Annotated in this window: 16 protein-coding genes; 10 read left to right on the forward strand and 6 right to left on the reverse strand. The window is 62.6% G+C overall.

Features of this window, described 5'->3' with window-relative positions:
* Positions 1-63: 63 nt before the first annotated feature.
* On the forward strand, positions 64-1,314 hold the full coding sequence (locus tag GO988_RS11715) for a PP2C family protein-serine/threonine phosphatase (protein WP_157565589.1): 1,251 nt from the start codon (positions 64-66) through the stop codon (positions 1,312-1,314).
* 11 nt (positions 1,315-1,325) lie between these two features.
* On the forward strand, positions 1,326-1,880 hold the full coding sequence (locus tag GO988_RS11720) for a hypothetical protein (protein WP_157565591.1): 555 nt from the start codon (positions 1,326-1,328) through the stop codon (positions 1,878-1,880).
* Here GO988_RS11720 and GO988_RS11725 read toward each other — a convergent pair.
* Both GO988_RS11725 and GO988_RS11730 read right to left on the reverse strand, forming a co-directional pair.
* On the reverse strand, positions 1,877-3,337 hold the full coding sequence (locus GO988_RS11725; protein WP_157565594.1) for an O-antigen ligase family protein: 1,461 nt from the start codon (positions 3,335-3,337) through the stop codon (positions 1,877-1,879). The two genes, GO988_RS11720 and GO988_RS11725, sit on opposite strands and share 4 nt — an antisense overlap.
* A gap of 151 nt (positions 3,338-3,488) precedes the next feature.
* Positions 3,489-4,571 (reverse strand): GumC domain-containing protein, encoded by a 1,083-nt coding sequence (locus GO988_RS11730; protein WP_157565597.1) that lies wholly within the window; start codon positions 4,569-4,571, stop codon positions 3,489-3,491.
* Between the two features lie 105 nt (positions 4,572-4,676).
* Here GO988_RS11730 and GO988_RS11735 point away from each other — a divergent pair, with 105 nt between their 5' ends.
* The 3 genes from GO988_RS11735 to GO988_RS11745 all read left to right on the forward strand — a co-directional run bounded on the left by GO988_RS11735 (position 4,677) and on the right by GO988_RS11745 (position 8,285).
* Positions 4,677-6,143, forward strand: coding sequence for an oligosaccharide flippase family protein (locus GO988_RS11735; RefSeq protein ID WP_157565600.1), 1,467 nt, complete (start codon positions 4,677-4,679; stop codon positions 6,141-6,143).
* Between the two features lie 257 nt (positions 6,144-6,400).
* Complete coding sequence (locus GO988_RS11740) at positions 6,401-7,555, forward strand: glycosyltransferase family 4 protein (RefSeq protein WP_157565602.1); 1,155 nt, start codon at positions 6,401-6,403, stop codon at positions 7,553-7,555.
* Between the two features lie 139 nt (positions 7,556-7,694).
* Positions 7,695-8,285, forward strand: coding sequence for a hypothetical protein (locus GO988_RS11745; protein WP_157565605.1), 591 nt, complete (start codon positions 7,695-7,697; stop codon positions 8,283-8,285).
* A 24-nt stretch (positions 8,286-8,309) separates the two neighbouring features.
* Here GO988_RS11745 and GO988_RS11750 read toward each other — a convergent pair whose 3' ends face one another.
* Positions 8,310-8,759: a hypothetical protein gene (locus GO988_RS11750; RefSeq protein WP_157565607.1), complete on the reverse strand. Its 450-nt coding sequence runs from the start codon at positions 8,757-8,759 to the stop codon at positions 8,310-8,312.
* Between the two features lie 176 nt (positions 8,760-8,935).
* Here GO988_RS11750 and GO988_RS11755 point away from each other — a divergent pair, with 176 nt between their 5' ends.
* Both GO988_RS11755 and GO988_RS11760 read left to right on the forward strand, forming a co-directional pair.
* Positions 8,936-9,271 (forward strand): HNH endonuclease, encoded by a 336-nt coding sequence (locus tag GO988_RS11755; protein ID WP_232341501.1) that lies wholly within the window; start codon positions 8,936-8,938, stop codon positions 9,269-9,271.
* A gap of 43 nt (positions 9,272-9,314) precedes the next feature.
* Positions 9,315-10,370 carry a DUF6687 family protein gene (locus GO988_RS11760; RefSeq protein WP_157565609.1) on the forward strand — a complete coding sequence of 352 codons (1,056 nt, stop codon included), beginning with the start codon at positions 9,315-9,317 and terminating at the stop codon, positions 10,368-10,370.
* Positions 10,371-10,407: 37 nt separating this feature from the next.
* Here the strand turns inward: GO988_RS11760 and GO988_RS11765 are convergent, their stop codons facing one another.
* The gene (locus GO988_RS11765) at positions 10,408-14,142 is read right to left on the reverse strand and encodes an AAA family ATPase (protein ID WP_157565612.1); all 3,735 of its coding nucleotides are present in this window, start codon (positions 14,140-14,142) and stop codon (positions 10,408-10,410) included.
* A gap of 113 nt (positions 14,143-14,255) precedes the next feature.
* Between GO988_RS11765 and GO988_RS11770 the strand changes: the two genes are divergently transcribed.
* Positions 14,256-15,320 (forward strand): alpha/beta fold hydrolase, encoded by a 1,065-nt coding sequence (locus GO988_RS11770; protein ID WP_232341502.1) that lies wholly within the window; start codon positions 14,256-14,258, stop codon positions 15,318-15,320.
* A 129-nt stretch (positions 15,321-15,449) separates the two neighbouring features.
* On the opposite strand, the gene GO988_RS11775 is transcribed toward GO988_RS11770, so the two are convergent.
* Together GO988_RS11775 and GO988_RS11780 are read right to left on the reverse strand one after the other, a co-directional pair.
* Positions 15,450-15,902, reverse strand: coding sequence for a hypothetical protein (locus GO988_RS11775; protein WP_157565614.1), 453 nt, complete (start codon positions 15,900-15,902; stop codon positions 15,450-15,452).
* Positions 15,903-16,184: 282 nt separating this feature from the next.
* The gene (locus tag GO988_RS11780) at positions 16,185-17,426 is read right to left on the reverse strand and encodes an exonuclease SbcCD subunit D C-terminal domain-containing protein (protein ID WP_157565616.1); all 1,242 of its coding nucleotides are present in this window, start codon (positions 17,424-17,426) and stop codon (positions 16,185-16,187) included.
* Positions 17,427-17,631: 205 nt separating this feature from the next.
* Here GO988_RS11780 and GO988_RS11785 point away from each other — a divergent pair, with 205 nt between their 5' ends.
* Entirely contained in the window at positions 17,632-17,991 is a 360-nt protein-coding gene (locus GO988_RS11785; RefSeq protein WP_157565619.1) for a hypothetical protein, read from the forward strand.
* 337 nt (positions 17,992-18,328) lie between these two features.
* Positions 18,329-18,739: a hypothetical protein gene (locus GO988_RS11790; RefSeq protein ID WP_157565621.1), complete on the forward strand. Its 411-nt coding sequence runs from the start codon at positions 18,329-18,331 to the stop codon at positions 18,737-18,739.
* Positions 18,740-18,741 lie beyond the last annotated feature (2 nt).

Here is an 18,741-nt window from a genome sequence, read left to right on the forward strand (position 1 = left end):
GTAGGCGGGTGTGGGTTACTTTCGACTTTATATTTTATTGGTGCCGATTCCTACTTCCGCTTTATGCCCCAAACCGACGCGCTAGTTGGCCTCGAAAAACGCCTCTTCCTGAAAGAGCGGGAGCTGGGGGCTCTGCTCGAAATTACGCAGGCCATTACCCACGACTCGACCGAGGCTGACTTATACAAGATTTACCAATTTACCCTGATTGGGCAGCTTGGCGTGCGCAAGCTGGCGCTGTACGTGCTAGAAGAAGGTATTTTTCAGCTGAAGGTAAACTTCGGCACGGCCCTCCGTACCAACTCGCATTTTGCGCCAGCTGAGGCCAGCCGGTGGTGCCTCCGTGGCCCGTGTGAGGTAAAAAGCTTGGGTTTGGGCCCCGACTGGCAGCCCTTTGAGCTGCTGGTGCCGGTGCGCCAGCAAGAGGCCGTGCAGGCCCTCGTGTTTGTGGGCACTACCCAGGGCGACTACGCCAGCAGCGAGGCTTTGGCCTTTCTGGAAACGCTGAGCAATATTCTGCTCGGGGCGGTGTCTAACCGCCGCTTGGCCCGCCAGCGCGAAACCTCTTTGATGGCCGAGGCCGCTGTGCGCCGCGAAATCGAGATTGCCCAGCAAGTGCAGCAGTTGCTTTTTCCGCAGAAAATGCCCAACAATGCGCACGTGGCGCTGCACGCTACCTACCAGCCGCACACCGAAATTGGGGGCGACTACTACGACGTGGTGGAGATTGACGCCGACCGCCTGCTGCTGTGCGTGGCCGACGTGAGCGGCAAAGGCATGCCGGCCTCGCTGCTGATGTCCAACTTTCAGGCGGGCCTGCGCACGCTGCTGCGCACCGACGCCGACCTGATAACCATTGTGCAGGAGCTCAATCACTTAATTTTTCGCAACGCGGGCGGCGAGAAGTTTATTACCGTCTTCCTGGGCCTTTACCACCGCCGCACCCAAGTGCTGGAATACGTGAACGCTGGCCACAACGACCCCCTACTGCTGCCCGATACTGGCCCGCCCCAACTGCTGCACGACGGCACCGTGATGCTGGGCATCATGCCCGAGCTGCCACCCTTTAAAGTGGGGCTGGCGCGCATGGAGCCGCACTCATTGCTGTTTACTTACACCGACGGCCTCACCGAAGTATTTAACGAGCAGCAGGAAGAATTTGGGGAAGAAGGCGTGCTGGACGTGCTGCGCCGCACCCGCTACCTGCCGCTGCCCAAGCTGCACCAAGAGCTGCTGAGCTGCATTCGCCAGTTCAACGCCAGCGGCGACCAATTTGCCGACGACGTAACGCTGCTCAGCCTGCGGGTGAAATAGGGGGGTAGGGCATGAATGGATTGCTCAGCTTCTGGCTTCTGGCCGCGGGCCTGCTGCAAGCCCCGCCCGCCGCCACTCGGCTAGATGTGGAAGGTGGGGTAGGGGGCGTGCGGTTTGGCGAGCCCGCCACGCAAATAGTCGGGTTTGCGCGGCGCTTTACGGGCGTGGGCCGGCGCTGGCGCACCACGCGGCTCTACAGCCGCCCTGCTGATACCACGCAGTGGCACGGGGTAGGCCCGCCCACCGCCTACTGGTTTCGCCAAAACCGGTTTATTGGCGTCGATATAGCGCTAACCTCAGCGGCGGCGGTGCAGCAAACCTTGCAGCAACTCAGCGCGCTCTACGGCCCTGCCCGGCCCGATACCCTCCCCAACCACTGGTACTGGCTAGGGCAGCGCAGCTACCTCCTGCTAGAGCTGAATGGCAAAAAGAACGGAGTGCTGTTTGTGGCCAGTTTGGCGATGCTCAACGAGCAGGTATACGAAACGGCGGTGCGGGCCCGCGCCCGGCGGCAAGGCTGGCAGCCCGATTCGCTGGGGCTACCCCGGCAGTTTCTCGTGCGCTAGCCCAGCGTGGGCGGCGCCTCGCGCAGCCAGGTTTCGCAGCGAACCAGCATAGCTAGGCTCACAAAGAAGATGGAGCCGATTTTATCGACTTCCACCAGCTCATTCAAGAACAGGTGAAACACAATAATGACCAGCGACAGCGTGACGGCCACCACAATACGCCGCACCTCGGGCCGCGCTGCGCTGGCGTGGTACAGGCGCTCGGCCCGGAGCAGCGCCACCGCCAGCAGCGTGCAAAACAACACAAAGCCCGGCACCCCTTGCTCGGCTAGTTGCAGCAGAAAATAGTTGTGCGTGGTCGAGCGCTCGGGGTTAGCGCTCACGTAGGTGCGGAAGCTCGTGATGGTATAGCGCTTGTACTGCGGGTAAAACGTGGCGGGCCCGGTGCCGGTGAACGGCTTGTCGGCCACCATGCGGGCAGCGGCCACCCAGCGGTAAATGCGCTCCATACCCGACACATCCTGGAGCTTATACGTCGATTCGAGGTGAGCCTCGAAGTTGCTGCCGTGCCACACCGTTTTGTCGAAATCGGGCGCGTAGCGCATGAAATTATCATTGCTCACGAAGTAAGCCGCTGCCCCGGCCATGCCCAGGGCCGTGGCCAGCAGCACCACCCGCGTCAGGCGCAGGCGCAGCGCCCCGTACAGCAGTCCCGCCACGGGCAGCGCCAGCCACGAGGCCCGCGTATAAGACGTCATCAACCCAAAAAACAGCAGCCCGGCGGCCCACAGCCACAGCCGGCGGCGCCCCTTGGTAGCGGCCTGCGCGGCCAGGCCTATAGCCAGCGGCAGCAGCAAAGCCAGCGCCGTGGCATAAATAACGTGGTTCAGGTAGAAAGGCTGAATGGCCCAGCCTACCTTGCCAAAGCTGAAGTCCCGGCTGGCGTGGCGAGGCAATATCCAGGCCAGGGCCAGTACGGTGGCGCCCACATAGCAAGCGGCCAGGCGCCAAAAATCGGCAGGCCGGCGCAGCAGCAGCAGGCTACCCCCCAAAAAAGGCGCCAGGTACCAACACTTGGCCAGCACGTATTTAGCAGATTTTAACGTGCTGGTAGAAAAGTAGATGTCCAGCGCCGCCCAGGCCAGCATCAGCAGGGGTAGTACTACCAAGGGGTGCCGCCACTCGTGGCGCGGCACTTGGCCGGGCCGCAGCGCCAGGGTCAATACCACGCACGCCAGCAGCACCAGCAACAGCGGCTCGGAAGGCACGTCCATGCTCAGCCCGCCCGGCAGGCTGATTTCGTGCGAAAAAGGGAGCGTCAGAAATAATAAGTAATAACACCAGTGCCAGCGCGTGAACACCAGCACCAGGCCCAGCACCGCCAGCGCCGGCACTAGCAGCGCCGGCTGCTGCCACAGCCCTGCCAGCATGCCACTGCCCACCAGCAGCCCCACAAAACTTAAAAACAACCACTGGCTGATATCGGCGGGCCGCAGGCGCAGCAACAGTTGGCGCATAGTGCAGAATAAAAAGAATGAAGCTGCTTGGGAAGGCTGAAAAAATCACCAGTGCATCTCATGCTTCGGCAGGCGCAGCATGACGCTCCTTTTTACCTCCAACTATTTGAATGGCTTTAACAGCAGAAAGTTATGGTGTTTTAGTTGCGGCCTACCCCCGCAGGCCCGCCCGAGCCGGCCGGCGGTAAAGCTCCAGCAGCATTATCAAGAACAGGCACAGCGCCACGGTCAGCAGCACCGAGCCCAGCACGATAACCGTGCGCAGCGGCTTGCTCTTGCGGGTAGCGGGGTAGGCTTTTTGGATGAGGTAGAGCGACGATACCCGGCTGCGCAAAGACGTTTCGGCCTGCTCGTATACGCCCTGGGCACTGATGTAGCGGGTTTGCAAATCGATGAGGCGGCCGCTCATTAGGTTCACCGAGTCGGCGCCCAGCGTCCAGCCTTCGAGGTTGATGAGGTTGCCGCCATCGGCGCGGGTGAGGCCGCGCAATGCCCGGCGCAGGCCCGGCACGCTACCCGGCCCGCCGCCCTCGGCCACTTGCAGCTCCTTCTCGGTTTCGATAACGGCCTTGCTCAAGTAGCGGCCCTGCTGCTCGAGGCCAAACACGCCGTAGCGGCGGCGCATGACTTCGAGGCGCTGGCGGGTGGTGGCGTAGCGGCGGCCCAGGTCGGCGGCCCGGTTGCGGTATAAGGCCAGCACGGTGCGCCGGTTGTCGAGAGTCAGTTGCTGGTTCACCGAGTCGATGGCCGCCACCATGGCGTTGGCTATGTTGGCGGCCAGCTGCTTGTTGCGGTCCTGAAACGTGAGCTCGATGGCATCGCGCTCGTTGTGCACAATGTTAAAATTGCTGTTGAACTCGCCTAGCACGTGGTTTTCGACTGCATCGGTGCCCGGCTGGCCCGCGTCGTAGTGCTTGTAGAGGTTGAACTTCCGAATCATGAGCTCGGCTACCGGCAGCGACTGCCCAATGGTCAGAATCCGGTCTAAATCCTCGGCCCGCACGCCCAGCTCCAGCTTATTACCGCCGCCTTCTACCAGGCGGTCAGGGTCGGCGCTTTGGGGGGAGGTAGGCAGAAAAACGGCCGTCGAGCTGTAGATATTGGGCAGGGCCAGCACCACGATAATGCTGCCGACAGCCGCCAGCCCGGCGGCCAGCCCCAGTAAGTATTTCCAGCGATGAAAAATGGCCCGCAGGCCGGCGAGGGAGAATGGGGATACTGAATCTGGCAACATAGAGGCGGGTAAAGTACTGCCGAGGCAGGCCGGCTAGAACGCCGAAGCGGCCCGAAGGGTAGTCGGCAAAGATAATCCGCTGCCAGCCCTAGCAGCGGATTATCTTTGCGCGTTCACCGGCCCAGGCCATTATCGCTGCTCGCAATTAAACGCTTTCTCGGCAATATCAGCCTCGCCATCGTGCTCAACCTGCTGGTAAAGCCCGGTTGGGTAATCCTGGAGAACGTGGTGCAGGACCGGCTGGGGCACGCCACCTACGGGCTGATTGCCGCCTGCTCGGCCCTCACCGTCGTCATCGCCTCCTTCACCGACCTCGGCCTCACCCAGTTTACGGTGCAGCGCCTGGCCGGCGAGCCCGAGTTTGCGCATCGGCATTTTCCTACCCTGCTGCCCCTGCGCGGGCTGCTTACGGTGGCGGCCATGGGCGCGCTGCTGGGTGTGGGCTGGCTGCTGGGCTACCGCGGCGCGCAGCTGCAACTGCTGGCGGCGGTGGGCGCGGGGCTGCTGCTCACGCAGTACGGGCAGTTTTTGCGGGCGCCGGTGCAAGCCCGCCAGCACTTCAACACCGATGCTGTGCTCTCGGTGTTTGAGAAGCTGGTAGCGCTGGCATTGGTGGCGGCGCTGCTAGTGGGGGGTAGCCTGGGGCTGGCTACCTACGTGGGTAGCCGGCTGGTGGCCTCGACGTTTACGGCGGTGCTGTTTTTTGGGCTCTTGCGGCGGCTGTTTGGGGCGCTGCCGCACCGCTGGCCGCGCTGGCCCGCCGTGCAGCCGCTGCTGCGCAGCAGTCTGCCGTTTGCCTTCATCGCCCTGCTCTACGGCATCAACGAGCGGGTCGATATGGTGCTGCTCGAACGGCTGTCGTCGGCCCGCGAGGCGGGCTACTACGCCGGTGCCTACCGCTGGCTCGACGCCGCCATGATGTATGCCTGGACGGTCTTGCCGCTGTTTTTTGCCCGCTTTGCCCACGCCGCGGCCCGCCCGCGCGAGCTGCGCCAGCTGCTGTGGGTGGGGCAGCGGGTAGCGGCGGTGCCGCTGCTGCTCGTGGTGGCCTTCGTGCTGTTTCGGGGCGAAGTCTTGTTCTGGCAGTTTGGCCACAGCACCGGCCCCGAGGTAGCGCACATGGTGGTGTGCCTCAAAATATTGTTTCTCAACGTGCTGGTACAGGCGTTTTTCGCCATTTACAGCACGTTGCTCACCAGTACCCAGCACCAAAAAGCCGTCAGCTGGCTCGTGGCCCTGAGCATTGCCCTCAACCTCGGCCTCAACTTGCTTACGCTGCCCAAGTACGGCGCGGTGGCGGCTTCCCTCAACACGCTGCTTAGTGCTTTGCTGGTGTCGGGCGGCTACGTGTGGCTGGTGCGGCGGCGCATGCCGGTGGCGGTGCCGTGGCACATTTTGGCCCGGCTGGCGCTGGCGTTTGGGCTGCTGTGCGGCGGCTGGTACCTGGCGCGCACTTACCTAGGCCTCAGCTGGTGGCTCGAAACCGGCTTGATGACGGTCGTATTCGCTGGGCTGCTGCTGGCTACCGGACTAGTGCAACGCCGCGAGCTGCAACAGCTGCGGCCGAAGTAGGCCAGTAGTTTCGTCGTTTCTTGGGGCGGCTAGTCTCACGTGGAGGGTAGATAAATTGCTTCTAACTCCCGGTTAGGTAGCCCAAGGCTGACCTACAGCGGGCATTTTATAGATTTCCCCTGCCTTATTTAAGGCGTATTTGATGTTAATTAAGAATTCAAAGCAGGCTCTAATTAGCAGCTATGGGTGAGCCCGTTCATTAAGTAGAGCACCTGCCGTACCCCGCAAAACGACCTGCCACGAACCCCGAAACCCGCATGCACATTGCCGTTACCGCTCGTTTCCTGCTGCCCGGCGGCCACCTCGAAGGGCTGGGCCGCTTCACGTTTGAAACGCTGCGCTGCTTGGTACAGCAGCACCCCAACTGCACGTTTCACCTGCTCTTCGACCGGCCTTACGATGCGCGTTACTTGTTGGGCTCCAACGTGGTGCCGCACGTGCTGCTACCCCCCGCCCGCCACCCCTTGCTGATGCTGGCCTGGTACGAAGGTGCCGTGGCACTGTGGCTGCGGCTGCACCGCCCCGCGGCGCTGCTCTCGCCCGAGGGCATGACCACGCTCGGCACCCGCGTGCCCCGCGTACTGGTAGTGCACGACCTGGCGTACCTGCACCGCCCCCAAGATGTGGGTAGCGTTGTGCGGCGCTACTACGCCTATTTTATGCCGCGCTTTGCCCGGGCCGCCGAGCGCCTGGTGGCCGTGTCCGACGCTACCCGCCTCGACATTGCGCAGCAGTACGGCTTGCCCGCCAACCGCATTTTGGTGGCGTACAATGCGCCAGCCCAGCATTTTGGCCCCCAAAGCCCGGCGCAGCAAGCTGCCACCCGCCAGCAGTTTAGCCAGGGCAAGCCCTACTTTTTATTCGTAGGGGCGTTGCAGCCCCGCAAGAATTTGCAGCATTTGCTCCAGGCGTTTGCGCTGTTTAAGCAAGCTGGGGGGGTAGAAACCACCGAGGTGCAGCTGCTATTAGTAGGCCGCGATGCCTGGCAAACGGGCCCGCTTTTCACCACCTACCAGAGCCTGCCAACCGCAGTAAAAGCGGCCGTCCGGTTTACGGGCCGCGTGAGCGAGGCCGAGCTAGCTAGCCTCTATGCGGCGGCCCTGGCCACGGCATACGTGCCTTTCTTTGAAGGCTTTGGCTTGCCAGTGGTAGAGGCGCAGGCCAGCGGTTGCCCGGTGCTCACGTCCAGCGTATCGTCGCTGCCCGAGGTGGCCGGTGGCCCCGAAGGCGCCGTGCTCTGCGACCCGCACAGCCCCCCCACCATTGCCGACGGCCTACGCCGCCTGGCGCTCGATACCGACCTGCGCCAGCGCCTGCGCACCGCCGGGCTGCACAATGTGCAGCGCTTTGCCTGGGCGCGCAGCGCCGACGTATTATGGCAGGCCTTGCAGGCAGTAAGCCAAGCGCAATGAGAATTTACCCGCCAGTTGGTAAGCTCCGCCAGCGTTTTGCCCTGGCGACGGGTTTTACCTTTGCGGCTGCCCGGCACTCGCTGCCCACTTGCCCTTTGCTCACTACTCTTTGTTAACAGCTCGCTGCTAACTACTTCTGATGGCCCGCCCGCACCCTTACCATTTTGCCTATACCATGCTGCCCCAGCTGGTGTGGCGGCGCCCGGCCGCCGTGCGCCGCGAGCTGAACGACCCCCTACTAGCCCGCGAATTGCTGCTCTACATCTGGGATAAGGCCGCCGAAAGCCTACCCCCCCGCGAGCGGGTAGCCCCGCGGGGCCTGCACCTGAGCTGGCACACGGTGGCCGGGCGAGCCACAGCGCTTTTGCAGCTACCCGCGCCCCAAGCCACCGGCGAGGCGCACTTAGCCGCCATTGTGTACGAGCACGCCGATGACCCCGACGACCAATCGCGCATTCCCGACGACGACGAGCCCGATGAGGACGACCCGGTGCTAGCCGACGAAGCCCTACCCCGCTATTTTTTACTGGAGGCAACCCTGGGCCGCAGCCCCGACGAGGCCGGCACCCCCACCATGCTGGGCGAGCTGCGCGGTGAGCACCACCGCCACCACGCGCCCGGCCCTCCGGCGGGCCGGCCCGATACCACCGGCCGGTTTTTGCAGGCCCTCGCCGATTTGCTGGGCCCCCTGCCCACCGAGGTGCCCTACATGCGCATTGTGCGGGGGTAGCGCGCTAGCCCTACCCCCAGCTGGCTAGCGCTGCCCAATCACGTTGATGTCGTTGGCCGTTTCGGGGAACGTAAACCGGCCGCCCACAGCCTTTTTGCCGTTCACGCGGCACTCCCAGGTGTAGCGGCCCGGTGTGGGCTGCGCCGACGTCCCCTTCATGTTCTTAAAATACTCGGGTTCGCTGGGCTCGCTCGGAAATAATACGTCTACACCGCTCTCGCCTTTAGGTATCTGCTTGGTTAACATATACTGGGCTTGAGTTTTTTCGTCGGTCACAAAGAAAGTGGCCTCGTAGCCGCCGAGCGAATTGAATTTATCTAATATCCCAAGCTTAATGTAGGCCGTAGTAGATACCATCCAGGTCTGGGCATGGGCAGGCTGAGCAAATGCGCTGAAAGTCAGCAGCAAAGCGCTGAAAAGCAACTGCTGCAAGCGTTTCGTAGTGGAGGTAGGAGGAGTAGAAATTGGGTTCATTCGAGAAAAAATAAAAATTGTTTAAGAAGGAAGATGAAGAAACAAAAACTAATTGTTTGGGGAGTTGGCAATCGGTGGTCAAGGTAAGTAAACGGAACGATACGACGCAACTCACAAGCGCCACTTACTGTTACTATTGGCTTAATGCCGGTCCGTTATCGGCGCCCGTTTTGTCTATGTTGCGTCGCCAGCAAATGCGGCAAGCCGCCGCCGAAGCCACCGCCCGCGCCCAGCGCGCCACTGCCACCACGTGCAGCCTTTGCGAGCGCGAAGTGCAGCACACCAGCCGCCACCACCTAGTGCCCCGCGAGGAAGGTGGCCGCTACGGCGACACCGTAGACCTGTGCCAGCCTTGCCACAGCAGTGTGCACCGTTTCTTAACCAACAAGGAGTTGGCTCAGCACTATCAGACCGTAGAGGCCTTGCGCACGGCCGAAGAATTGCAGGACTACTTGCGCTGGATTCGGAAAAACAAGGTAGAAAAAATCCGCAACCGACGGGGAAGTAATTAAGCATAGCACCCGTCCTGCTGGCCCGCCGAAACAAGCTTAGAATATGCGAAAATTTGTGCCGTTTGGCGAACTGCGGCGGCAGCCGACGATAGTAGTAGACAGCACCGGGCTGGGCGCGGCCCTCACGCTGGCGCACTGGCGCGGGGCCGCTACCCCCCTCCACCTGCGCGACGATACCAGTGCGGGTTCGTGCCTGCGGGCGCTGCACCAGCCCGCTACCCCCGGCCTAGCGGCCGAGGCGGTAACGGCTAATCACTTTGATATTGACGGCTTTATTGGGGTATGGGCGCTGCTCAACCCCGAGCTGGCGCTGGCCCACGAAGCACTGCTACGGCTGGTGGCAGCGCTAGGCGATTTTCGGGAAATAGACTGGCAAAACCCCTTGGCCAACCAAGCCTTGCAGCTGGTGTGCTGGCTGAATGCCGAGGAAAAAGCGCGTTTCTACGAGCCATTTGGCGCGCCTGCCCGCCGCCGGCGCGAAGACGAGGCTTCGGCCGAAAAATTTGCCTGGTTTCTGCCGCGCTTCGCCGAAGTTTTGCGCCATTCCGAGGCCGGCCGCACCGCTTGGCAGCCCGAATATGCGCGCGTGCAGCAGGCTGTAGCGGTATTGCAAGGGCCACTTACCCAGCGTGCTAACTACCCAGAGATTGGCCTAGTAGTGGTGCGCACGCCCGCGCCGGTGCCCTACTATGCCTTGTTTGGCCCCACCGCGGGCTTCGACTATGTACTGAGTCTATACGACGGCCAGCGCTACGAACTGGAGTGTAAATACACGACCTGGATTGACCTCGAAAGCCGGCCTACGCTGCCGCGCCTACCCCTGGCTGCGCTGGCTACTCGCCTCAACGAGCTGGAAAAGAGCAATTACCGCTGGGCAGCCGATGGCCTCACCGATACCGGGCCGCTGCTGCGGCTGGCCGGCCGGCCGCTCACCAAAGCCGAGCGCTACGCTGACCCCGACGGGCGGCCCATCTACGCCTCTAGTCTGGCTGCCAGCGCAGTAGAGGCCGAAGTAGTGGCCTACTTACGCCAAGGTTATCTTGGCGTGCAGCCCAAAAAATATTGGACCTGGGCCGAAGTGCGAGGGGTAGGGCAATGAGTAAGTAATAACGTCACCCTTAGTAGGCGGTGTTTTATCACACGGCGCAACTCGTTTCGGTGCCTACCACATCCACAACGCGCACGGTACTGTTGCCGCCGGCGCCGGGCTGCACCCGAATCTGGGTGCCGATGCGGTCTTTGAGGTCGGCCACGTGCGAAATCACGCCAATCATTTTGCCCGAATGCTGAAGGCGCTCCAACGCGTCGAGGGCCGTGTTGAGGGCGTCGGGGTCGAGTGTGCCAAAACCTTCGTCGATAAATAGCGACTCGATGCGCGCCTTGTAACCCGCCAACTCACTCAGGCCTAAAGCTAAAGCCAGGCTCACCAAAAAGCTTTCGCCCCCCGACAGCGAGGCCATGGGGCGCACGGTGTCGGCCTGGTCGTGGTCGATAATTTGCAGCTCCAGGTTGCGGTTGGGCGTTTTAAGAATGGTATAGCGCCCCGTAAGTTGCTTGAGGCGCAAGTTGGCCAGCCGCGCTAGGTGGCTGAGCGTCAGGCCTTGCGCAAACTGGCTGAACTTGTCGCCCCGCGCCGAGCCAATTTGTTCGGCCAGGTCTTTCCAGCGTTCTTCTTCGCGTTGGCGATTTAGCAATTCGCGCAGGCCTTCGGCCTGCTGCTGGCGGGCGGCATCGTCCTGGGCCAGTTGGCTGCTGAGCGCGCCGAGCTTCTGCTGCAAAATATCATCGGCCGCCGACAGCGCATTCAACTGGGCCGTGAGCTCAGCGGTACTGAGGGGGGTAAGGCCCGCTTCAGCGTGGTGGTGCTGCTCGGTGGTAAGGTCGGCCAGGCGCCGGGCCGCCGCGGCGCTAGCCGTGAGGTGGTCTTGGCGGCGCTGGTGCAGGCGCTCGGCCTCGGCGGGGGGTAGCAACAAGGCTTGGGCCTCGGCGGCGCTGGCAAACCCAGCATCCGCCAGCGCCGCTGCTAGTTCGGCGTGGCGCTCGGTGTGAGCCGCGCGGTGCGCTTCCAGCTGAGCTTGGAGCGAATCGAGGGTGTTTTGCTTGATAGCTAACTCTTGCTGCTGCCGGGCGTGCTGGCGCTCGGCCAGCTGCACGGCGCTGGCCAGCTGCTCGGTTTGCTGGCGTAGCTGCTCGGTTTTGGCGGCTGGGTCGGCGCCGGCGTAGTGTGCCAGGCGGGTTGCCTGCTGTTGCTCCAAAGCCTGCTGCTCGGCCGCGATGGTAGCGGTTGCAGCGGCCAGCTGCACTTGCTGGCGGGCCAGTTCTTCGCCCTGCGTTTTGTGCTGAGTGTTGCGTTCTAGCAATATTTCGCGCCCGGTGGCTAGGGCAGTGCGCTGGGCTTCGTAGTACGTAGCGCGGTCTTCTAGCGTAGCCAGCACGCCATCGTAGGGCGGCCGGGCAGGCAGCGCCAATTGGTGAGGCCCTAGCAAATCCTGCACCGTGCTTTGGTAAATCTCGGCCTGCTCGCGCCAGTGCTCCAGCTCGGCAGCGAGCTTGCTTATTTCCAGATTTGTAACGTCTTGACGTTGCAAAACGAGCCGGATTTCAGCCTGCGCTGCGGTGGCTGTGGTGCCGGCCGCCAGGTATTTTTCGCGCAGAACAGCCAGCTTTTCATCCAGCGTGGCGAGCTGGCGGCGGTTGGCCACCGCGGCGGCTTGTTCGGCAGCAGTGGTAGCTAGCAGCGCCCGCACGGCGGCAGGGTCGGCGGGTTGGGGTAGGGTAGGGGTGGCACCCGGCAAGGTTAACGCGGCCGCCAACTCGTGTGCCTGGCGGCGCGCGGCTTCGGCCGCGTCGGTGGCTTCTTGGCGCTGTTGCTGGCGCTGGCGCTGCTCGGTTTGGCGGCGGGTAAGGTCTTGGGCCAAAGTGCGCAGCTCTTCATCAAGGGCCGTGAGCGATTGCTGCTGGGCAGCTACTTGTAGCTCCTGGGCGTTGGCATCGGCGGCAAAGTCGGCGGCGAACGCGTGTTCCACGGCGCCGCACAGCGGGCAGGGCTGCCCGGCTTGCAGCTGGTGGCGGTGGGTATTGAGGTCAGCCAGCGCCTGTTGCATGCGCAGCTCGCGCCGGAGGCTGTCGAGCAGCCGCTGCCCGTCGGCGCGCCGGGTTTCGAGGTGGCCAACGCTGGTTTCGGTCGTTGCTAAAGTCGGCGCGGCCTGCTCTATTTGGGCAGCCAACGCGGTAGCGCGGGCCTGGTGCTCGTGGGCTGCCGTAGCCTGCGGCAATACTTGTTGCAGGCCCTGCAAGTAGGCCGTGAGGTCGTCGGCGCGCTGGGCTAGCTCGGTGGGGGTAGTGTCGCGCAGCAGCGCATCGCGCTCGGTGCGGCAGGGCTGGCCTTCGTCCTTAATGGCTTGCTGCTGCGCCAAAGCCTCGGCTTCGAAGCGGCGCTGGCGGCTGAGGTCAGCCACAATGGCCTGCTGGTTTTTAAGCAGCTCGTGGCGGCGCGCTTCGCGGGTAGCCACTTCCTTCTGCGCCGCTTGCAGGTCGATGATTTCGCGGTTCAGCGCATTAAGCTGGCTCTTCAAATCCACCTCGTGGCTGTGGGCGATAAGCCAGTTGTCGAGCGTGGTTTGCTGCGCGGCCAAGCCTTGCAGCTCCTTCGCCTGCTGGTGCCAGGCGGCTTGCGCTTGCACGTGCGCCGCCTGGTTTTGCGTGTGAGTAGCTTGGTTTTTAATTAGTTGCTGCCGCGTGCTGGCAATGGCGGCATCCTGCGTGCGGGCTTCCTCTAATAAAGGCCGCAGGCGGTTTTCGGTGGCTTGCGCCGCCAGGTGAGCCGTAGTAGCTGCAGCCAAAGTGTTTTCGGCGGTGGCGGTGGCCGCGGCGAGGTGGGGTAGGGCTTGCTGAAGCTGCGCCAGTTGCTCGGTGCCACTTTCCAAAGCTTGCCGGGCTACCTCCGCTAGCGCGAGGGGGGTAGCCAGCTCCTTGGCATTGGCGCGCTGGTGGCCGGCCAGCCGGGCAAACTCGGGTTGCAAGGTTTCGTCGGCTTGGCGCAGGGCTGCTACTTCGCGGGCGGTGTCGCGCAGCTGCTTATCGAGCTGGTCCAGAATGGTGCGCCAAGTCAGGCACACGTTTAGCTCCTGCTCTTCTTCGTGGTGTTGCTCGGTTTCTTCGTTAAGGGTATCAAGCTGGGCTGCCAGGTGGTGGCGCTCCTCCTCGGTTAGCAGGCGGGTAGCGTTTAGCCGCTCTTGCAAGAGCTTGGTCTTTAACTCTTCCTCCTTGGCTTTTTCAAATGCCGCCACCGACAGCCGCGAGTAGATGCCCACGTTGGTCATCTTCTCGAGCAGGGCGCTGCGCTCCTTTTCGGGGGCATGCAAGAAGCGCGCAAATTTGCCCTGGCTCAGGAGCACAGCTTGCTCAAACTGCCCAAAATCTAGCCCCGATAGCTCGCCCACTTTCGCCGGCACGGCCTCTTTGCCGCTCACGACGGCCTCCCACAAGGGGCTACGAACCAGCGACATGGCGTCCTGGCCGAGGCCGCCTTTGTCGTCGCCGCGGGTTTTGCGCTTCACTTCCCAGCGCGAGCGGTAGCGCACGCGGTCGGTGGTGCCGGTGTCGGCGTTGGTTTCGTGCACCTCAAATTCGACCTCCGAAAACGCGTAGGGCGCGTGGCGGCTTACCATTTCGCCCACCTGCCGGTCGTGGCGCGGCACCCGCCCGTAGAGGCCCACCGCGATGGCGTCGAGCAGCGTGCTTTTGCCCGCGCCCGTAGGCCCCGTGATGGCAAACAACCCCGTGTCGGCCAGCGGCGACGTGTCGAAACGGATGAGGTAGGGGCCAGGCAGCGAGTTGAGGTTGGCGAAGCGAATGCTAATAATTTTCATGCGACCGAATTTCCTGCAATACACCCCGAAGTTACGCCTGCGGTGGGACGAGTAGCACCCTAAAAAAGCAAAGACGAGCCGCTAGGTTCCCCACTGTTGCCTGCCCCGCGGCCATGCCCGCCGGCTGCCGCTACAACCTGGCCGTGGCCTGCGCCGTTGAGCAGCCGCGTGCTCGCCCAATGCCCAACCAGCTGGGCTGGCGCGGCAGTGGCTGGCAGGTAGCCGGTTACCCTCCCTTTTTTAAGAAATATATGGACATGCACTACATCCGGCGCGGGGCCGGTCAGCCACTATTATTGCTGCACGGAATTGGCAGCAATTGGCGCTCGTGGCAACTGATTTTGGATGACCTCGCCATTGAGCGCGACGTTATCGCCGTCGATTTGCCTGGTTTTGGCGACACGCCCCCGTTGGCGGGTCCCGTCAGCATTAGTACGTTGGCCGATGCCGTAACGGCCTTTTTGACCAAGCACGACCTGTTGGGTATCGACGTAGTGGGCAGCTCGATGGGCGCGCGGCTGGTGCTAGAGCTGGCCCGGCGCGGGGGGGTAGTGGGCACGGTGGTGTCGCTCAACCCCGGTGGATTTTGGCAGGGCCTGGAAATCCCGGTGTTCTACCACAGCGTGTCGCTGTCGGTAAAATTGGTGCGCGCCATTCAGCCGGTGCTGCCTGCGCTTGTCGGCAATGTGGTGTCGCGCACGGTATTGATGGCGCAGTTCTCGGCTCACCCGTGGAAAATACCAGCCCATGTGGTGCTCGACGAGCTGCGTAGCTACAACCACGCACCCTCGTTTGAGGAATTGCTGCGCAGCTTAGCCTACGGCGAGGTGCAGCAGGGGGCACCGCGAGGCAGTCTTACTGCGCCGCTGGTTATTGGGTGGGGCCGGCAAGACCGGGTGTGCCTACCCCACCAATCGAAGTTGGCGCTCGAAAAATTTCCCGATGCCCGCCTCTACTGGTTCGACGATTGCGGCCACCTGCCGCAGTGGGACCAGCCCGCCGAGACTATCCGCCTGATTTTGGCTGCTACCAGCGGCCAGCCCTTCCGCGATGCGGACATTGCCAAAGCAGCCCCTACCCCCGCCAAAAAGCCCGTGCCCCACCTAGCGGTGGTGGCTGGCTTGGCAGCCGTAGTAGCGGGTGGCATTTGGCTATTGCGGAATACCAAACGTAAGTGATACCCACCGGGAAAGCGCTCTTTCGTAGTTAATTAACACACAAAAAGGTGCCGCTGACTTACCGCCAAAAATCAGGCCCGCTCCCACGCAATGACGGGGGCGGGCCTGATTTTTGGCGGTGGGCTACTGCTAATTAGCTGATGTAGCAGGCGTGGCTGGTGCTGTTGGCGCGGCCGGTGCAGCGGGCTGCTGGCGGCGGGCGTCTTCGGCTAGGTAGAAGGCCATTTCCTGCTGGTAGGGTTGCAGGTTCCAGCCGGGCCTGGCGCGGGCAACATTCACAGCTGCTTCCTGAATAGCAGTGCGCTGCTCGGGCGAGCAGACCGAGCCGGTAGGGCTGGCCAGCATGGCGGCGTGGCAGCGCTCCAGCTGGGTTTCGAGGCTGGTAATTTGCTCGGCAGCTTGCTTGGGCAGCTTGTCGGCCGGCGTGCGGTGCATCACCAGTTCATTGGGCCCTGCGGGGGCTGCGGCGGCCAGCACGGCGGCTTGCTGGTCGGCGGCAGTCTTGGCGTTGGCAGCTTTAGCGGCTTCTATCTGCGCGGGCGTGGCTTTGTGCTTGAGGGCCGCGCTCGTGCCAACTCGCACGCCTAACCCAATAAGATTAACTAACGCACCTGCTTGAGCTTTGGCCTCTTGAGCGGCGCTTATACTGAGTAGAAATCCTAAAGAAAGTACTAATTTTTTCATACTGCGTACTGAATTTTGCGTCTGATTGAGTGTTACATGAAACGTAGCAGCAAGATATAGGAAAAGAACTGCACCGCTCGCACTCGCATAACCGCGCCCGCCCGTAGCTGATACCCGCCACCCTGGTTGGCGAAGGCTGCGCGCGGGCTTTTTATCAAACGCAAAAACGCATGTGCCTACCTACGCTGTGCCGCCCCAGGCAAGCGGGTCGGCTTCGGCCAGCAGCTGGCGCAGCTCGCCAAACGTGGCCGTGAGGACGGCCGCGCGCTCGGGGGGTAGGCCCGCTACGCGGCGGCGAAATACCTCATCTACTGTAAGTTCGTGCAATAGCTCTAGCGGGCTGGTCGCCGCGGTGGCCGCATCGGGTGCTTCGGTAAGGCGCTGGTGGCGAGCACCGCGCGGGGCCAATACGTGGCTGCGCCGCTCTTTGAGCACCGCCTGCACGCGGCGCTGCACCTCGGCCGGCGATTCGTCGGAGCGCACCAGTACGTCGGCCCAGGCTACTAGGCGAAAAGCTTCGTTGTCGTAGGCCAGGATGGCGGCTTCCACCTCGTCGAGTTCGCCATGAAAGCGCTGCAAGCGCCGCATAACTGGCACCGGAATGGCCGTGATTTGCGGAACGCCTACCCCCTCAAAATTCAATAAGAGTACCTGTTGGCGGTCGTCGGCCTCGGTGAAGGAAAGCGGCACCGGCGAGCCCGAATAGCGAATATGTGCCCGGCCGCCCACCACCTGCGGGCGGTGCAAGTGGCCCAGCGCCACGTAGTCGAAAGCCGCCGGAAAGTGCTCGGCGCCCACCAGGCCGAGCCCGCCGATGTGCACGTCGCGCTCGGCGCCTTCGCGCGCTTCACCACCGGCCGCGTAGAGGTGGCCGGTAGCCAGTACGGGGACATCCTGCTCGCGCAGGCGGCGCACGGCATCGTGCTCACTAATAGCTAAGTAGTGGCTAGCAATGCTGTCGCGAACGCGGAACTGGCGCTCGTCGGGCGTTTCGCCAGCCACGGCTAGCCGGATGTCGCGGTCGCGCAGGAAGGGCACGGCGCATACCACCAGCCCCGGCAGCGCCAGCACTTGCTCGGCCGGGTCGGCGGGTACGCCGCCCACCACATGAATGCGCAACTGCCGCAGCAATTGCCGCGACGCGTTGAGCATGGTGGGCGAGTCGTGGTTGCCGCCAACCACCACAATATCGCGGCAGCCGGTGGCCTGCATCTTCACCAAAAAGGTGTAGTAAAGCTCCTGCGCCGCGTACGAAGGCGTTTGGTTATCAAAGATATCGCCGGCTATTACCAGCGTATCGACGCCTTCAGCCCGCACGGTTTGCAGCAGCCAGTCCAGAAAAAGCTGCTGCTCGGTAATACGCTCCTGGCCCGTAAGAAAGTGCTGGCCCAGGTGCCAGTCGGCGGTGTGTAGTACGCGCATAAATACTTAGCAATACTTCAAAGATACCAACCGCCTTGGCAACCAGTAAGCCGGGCTAGTGGCAGCCAGCCCCAGGTTTTGCGCCGGCAGAAGGAAGCATTTGATGGTCAGCCAGCCAAATAATTCGTAAGCAAACTACTGGCTGCGGCCCGTCGGCAGCGGCACCGTTGCCTTGCCTTACTCCCTCATTTCACAGCTTAGCTTTATGAATACGCGCACTCTTCTTGGCGTCGCTTGCCTGGCATTGGCCAGCACTTTCTCGGCCCAGGCACAAACACCTACGGCCGGCACCCCGCGGGTGGCTGCGCCGGGCGCCACGCCCGTATCCGCGGCTGGCACGGGCACCAGCTTGCCCAGCGCCATTCCGCCCGGTATGGTGCCCGCCAGCGCCACTACCCCCACAAGCACCAGTACTACCGGGCCGCTGTACCCCGATGGGGTGCCTACCCGAAACGTGGAGGGCGGCACCCAGCGCGCCGACCAGCCCCGAAGCGGAAACCCCGCCGTCACGGGTGCACAGCCAACCAAGCGCCTGAACAAGCGCCGCACCACTGACCGCCCTTAACAACGGGGCCAAACACGCGGCTCGTACTGCCCAAGCCGCGTGTTTGGCTTGCTAGGCAGCCGGGCCCTGCAACCACGCCAGGCAGCCGCCCACGCGAGGGGCAGGGCAGTAAATGGAGCGATTTAATCACTAGTTTTTCATGCAAAACTGTAGCGTCAATAAACTGCTGATTAGCAACGTGATGCGTATTAAGGAGGGTAGGCTGTCTTTAGCCTGTCGCAATTTTTTTTGTCTAGTAAAGCCAGACTAGCCGCCGAGTTGTGCGTAAACCAGCCTCGACCGGCAGGCTTTTTAGGTCTGTTGCCTTTTACTCGAACTCCACTTAATACAGCTAGTTATGAAAACTATCAGCATCCTTGGTGCCGCCCTGCTTGGGCTCGCCAGCACGTCAGCTTTTGCGCAAGTAGTAGTTGCTCCAGGTTCGGCTACTACCCCCATCAACGGCGCTGGCACGGTAGCACCCGGCCAACCCAACACGGTGGGCACTAACCCCGCCGGCACCATGTCGACGGGTGTGGGAGTGCCAATTGGCACTTCGCCCAGCACGATAAATACGCCAACCGGCATTCCTGGCGGCGCAGGTACCAACACGGGTACCATTGGCACCGGCACCCTAAATAACGGGACTATCAGCAACGGTACGCTCGACAACGGCACCCTGCGTTCGACCCAGCCAGCGGGCGTAACTACCCCCACTGGTGGCACGCGCCGCGCCACGAATACCCGCACTACTACCACGCGCCCCTAAGT

Origin of the sequence: Hymenobacter ginkgonis (genome assembly GCF_009755225.1) — a bacterium.
Classification (GTDB): Bacteria; Bacteroidota; Bacteroidia; order Cytophagales; family Hymenobacteraceae; genus Hymenobacter; species Hymenobacter ginkgonis.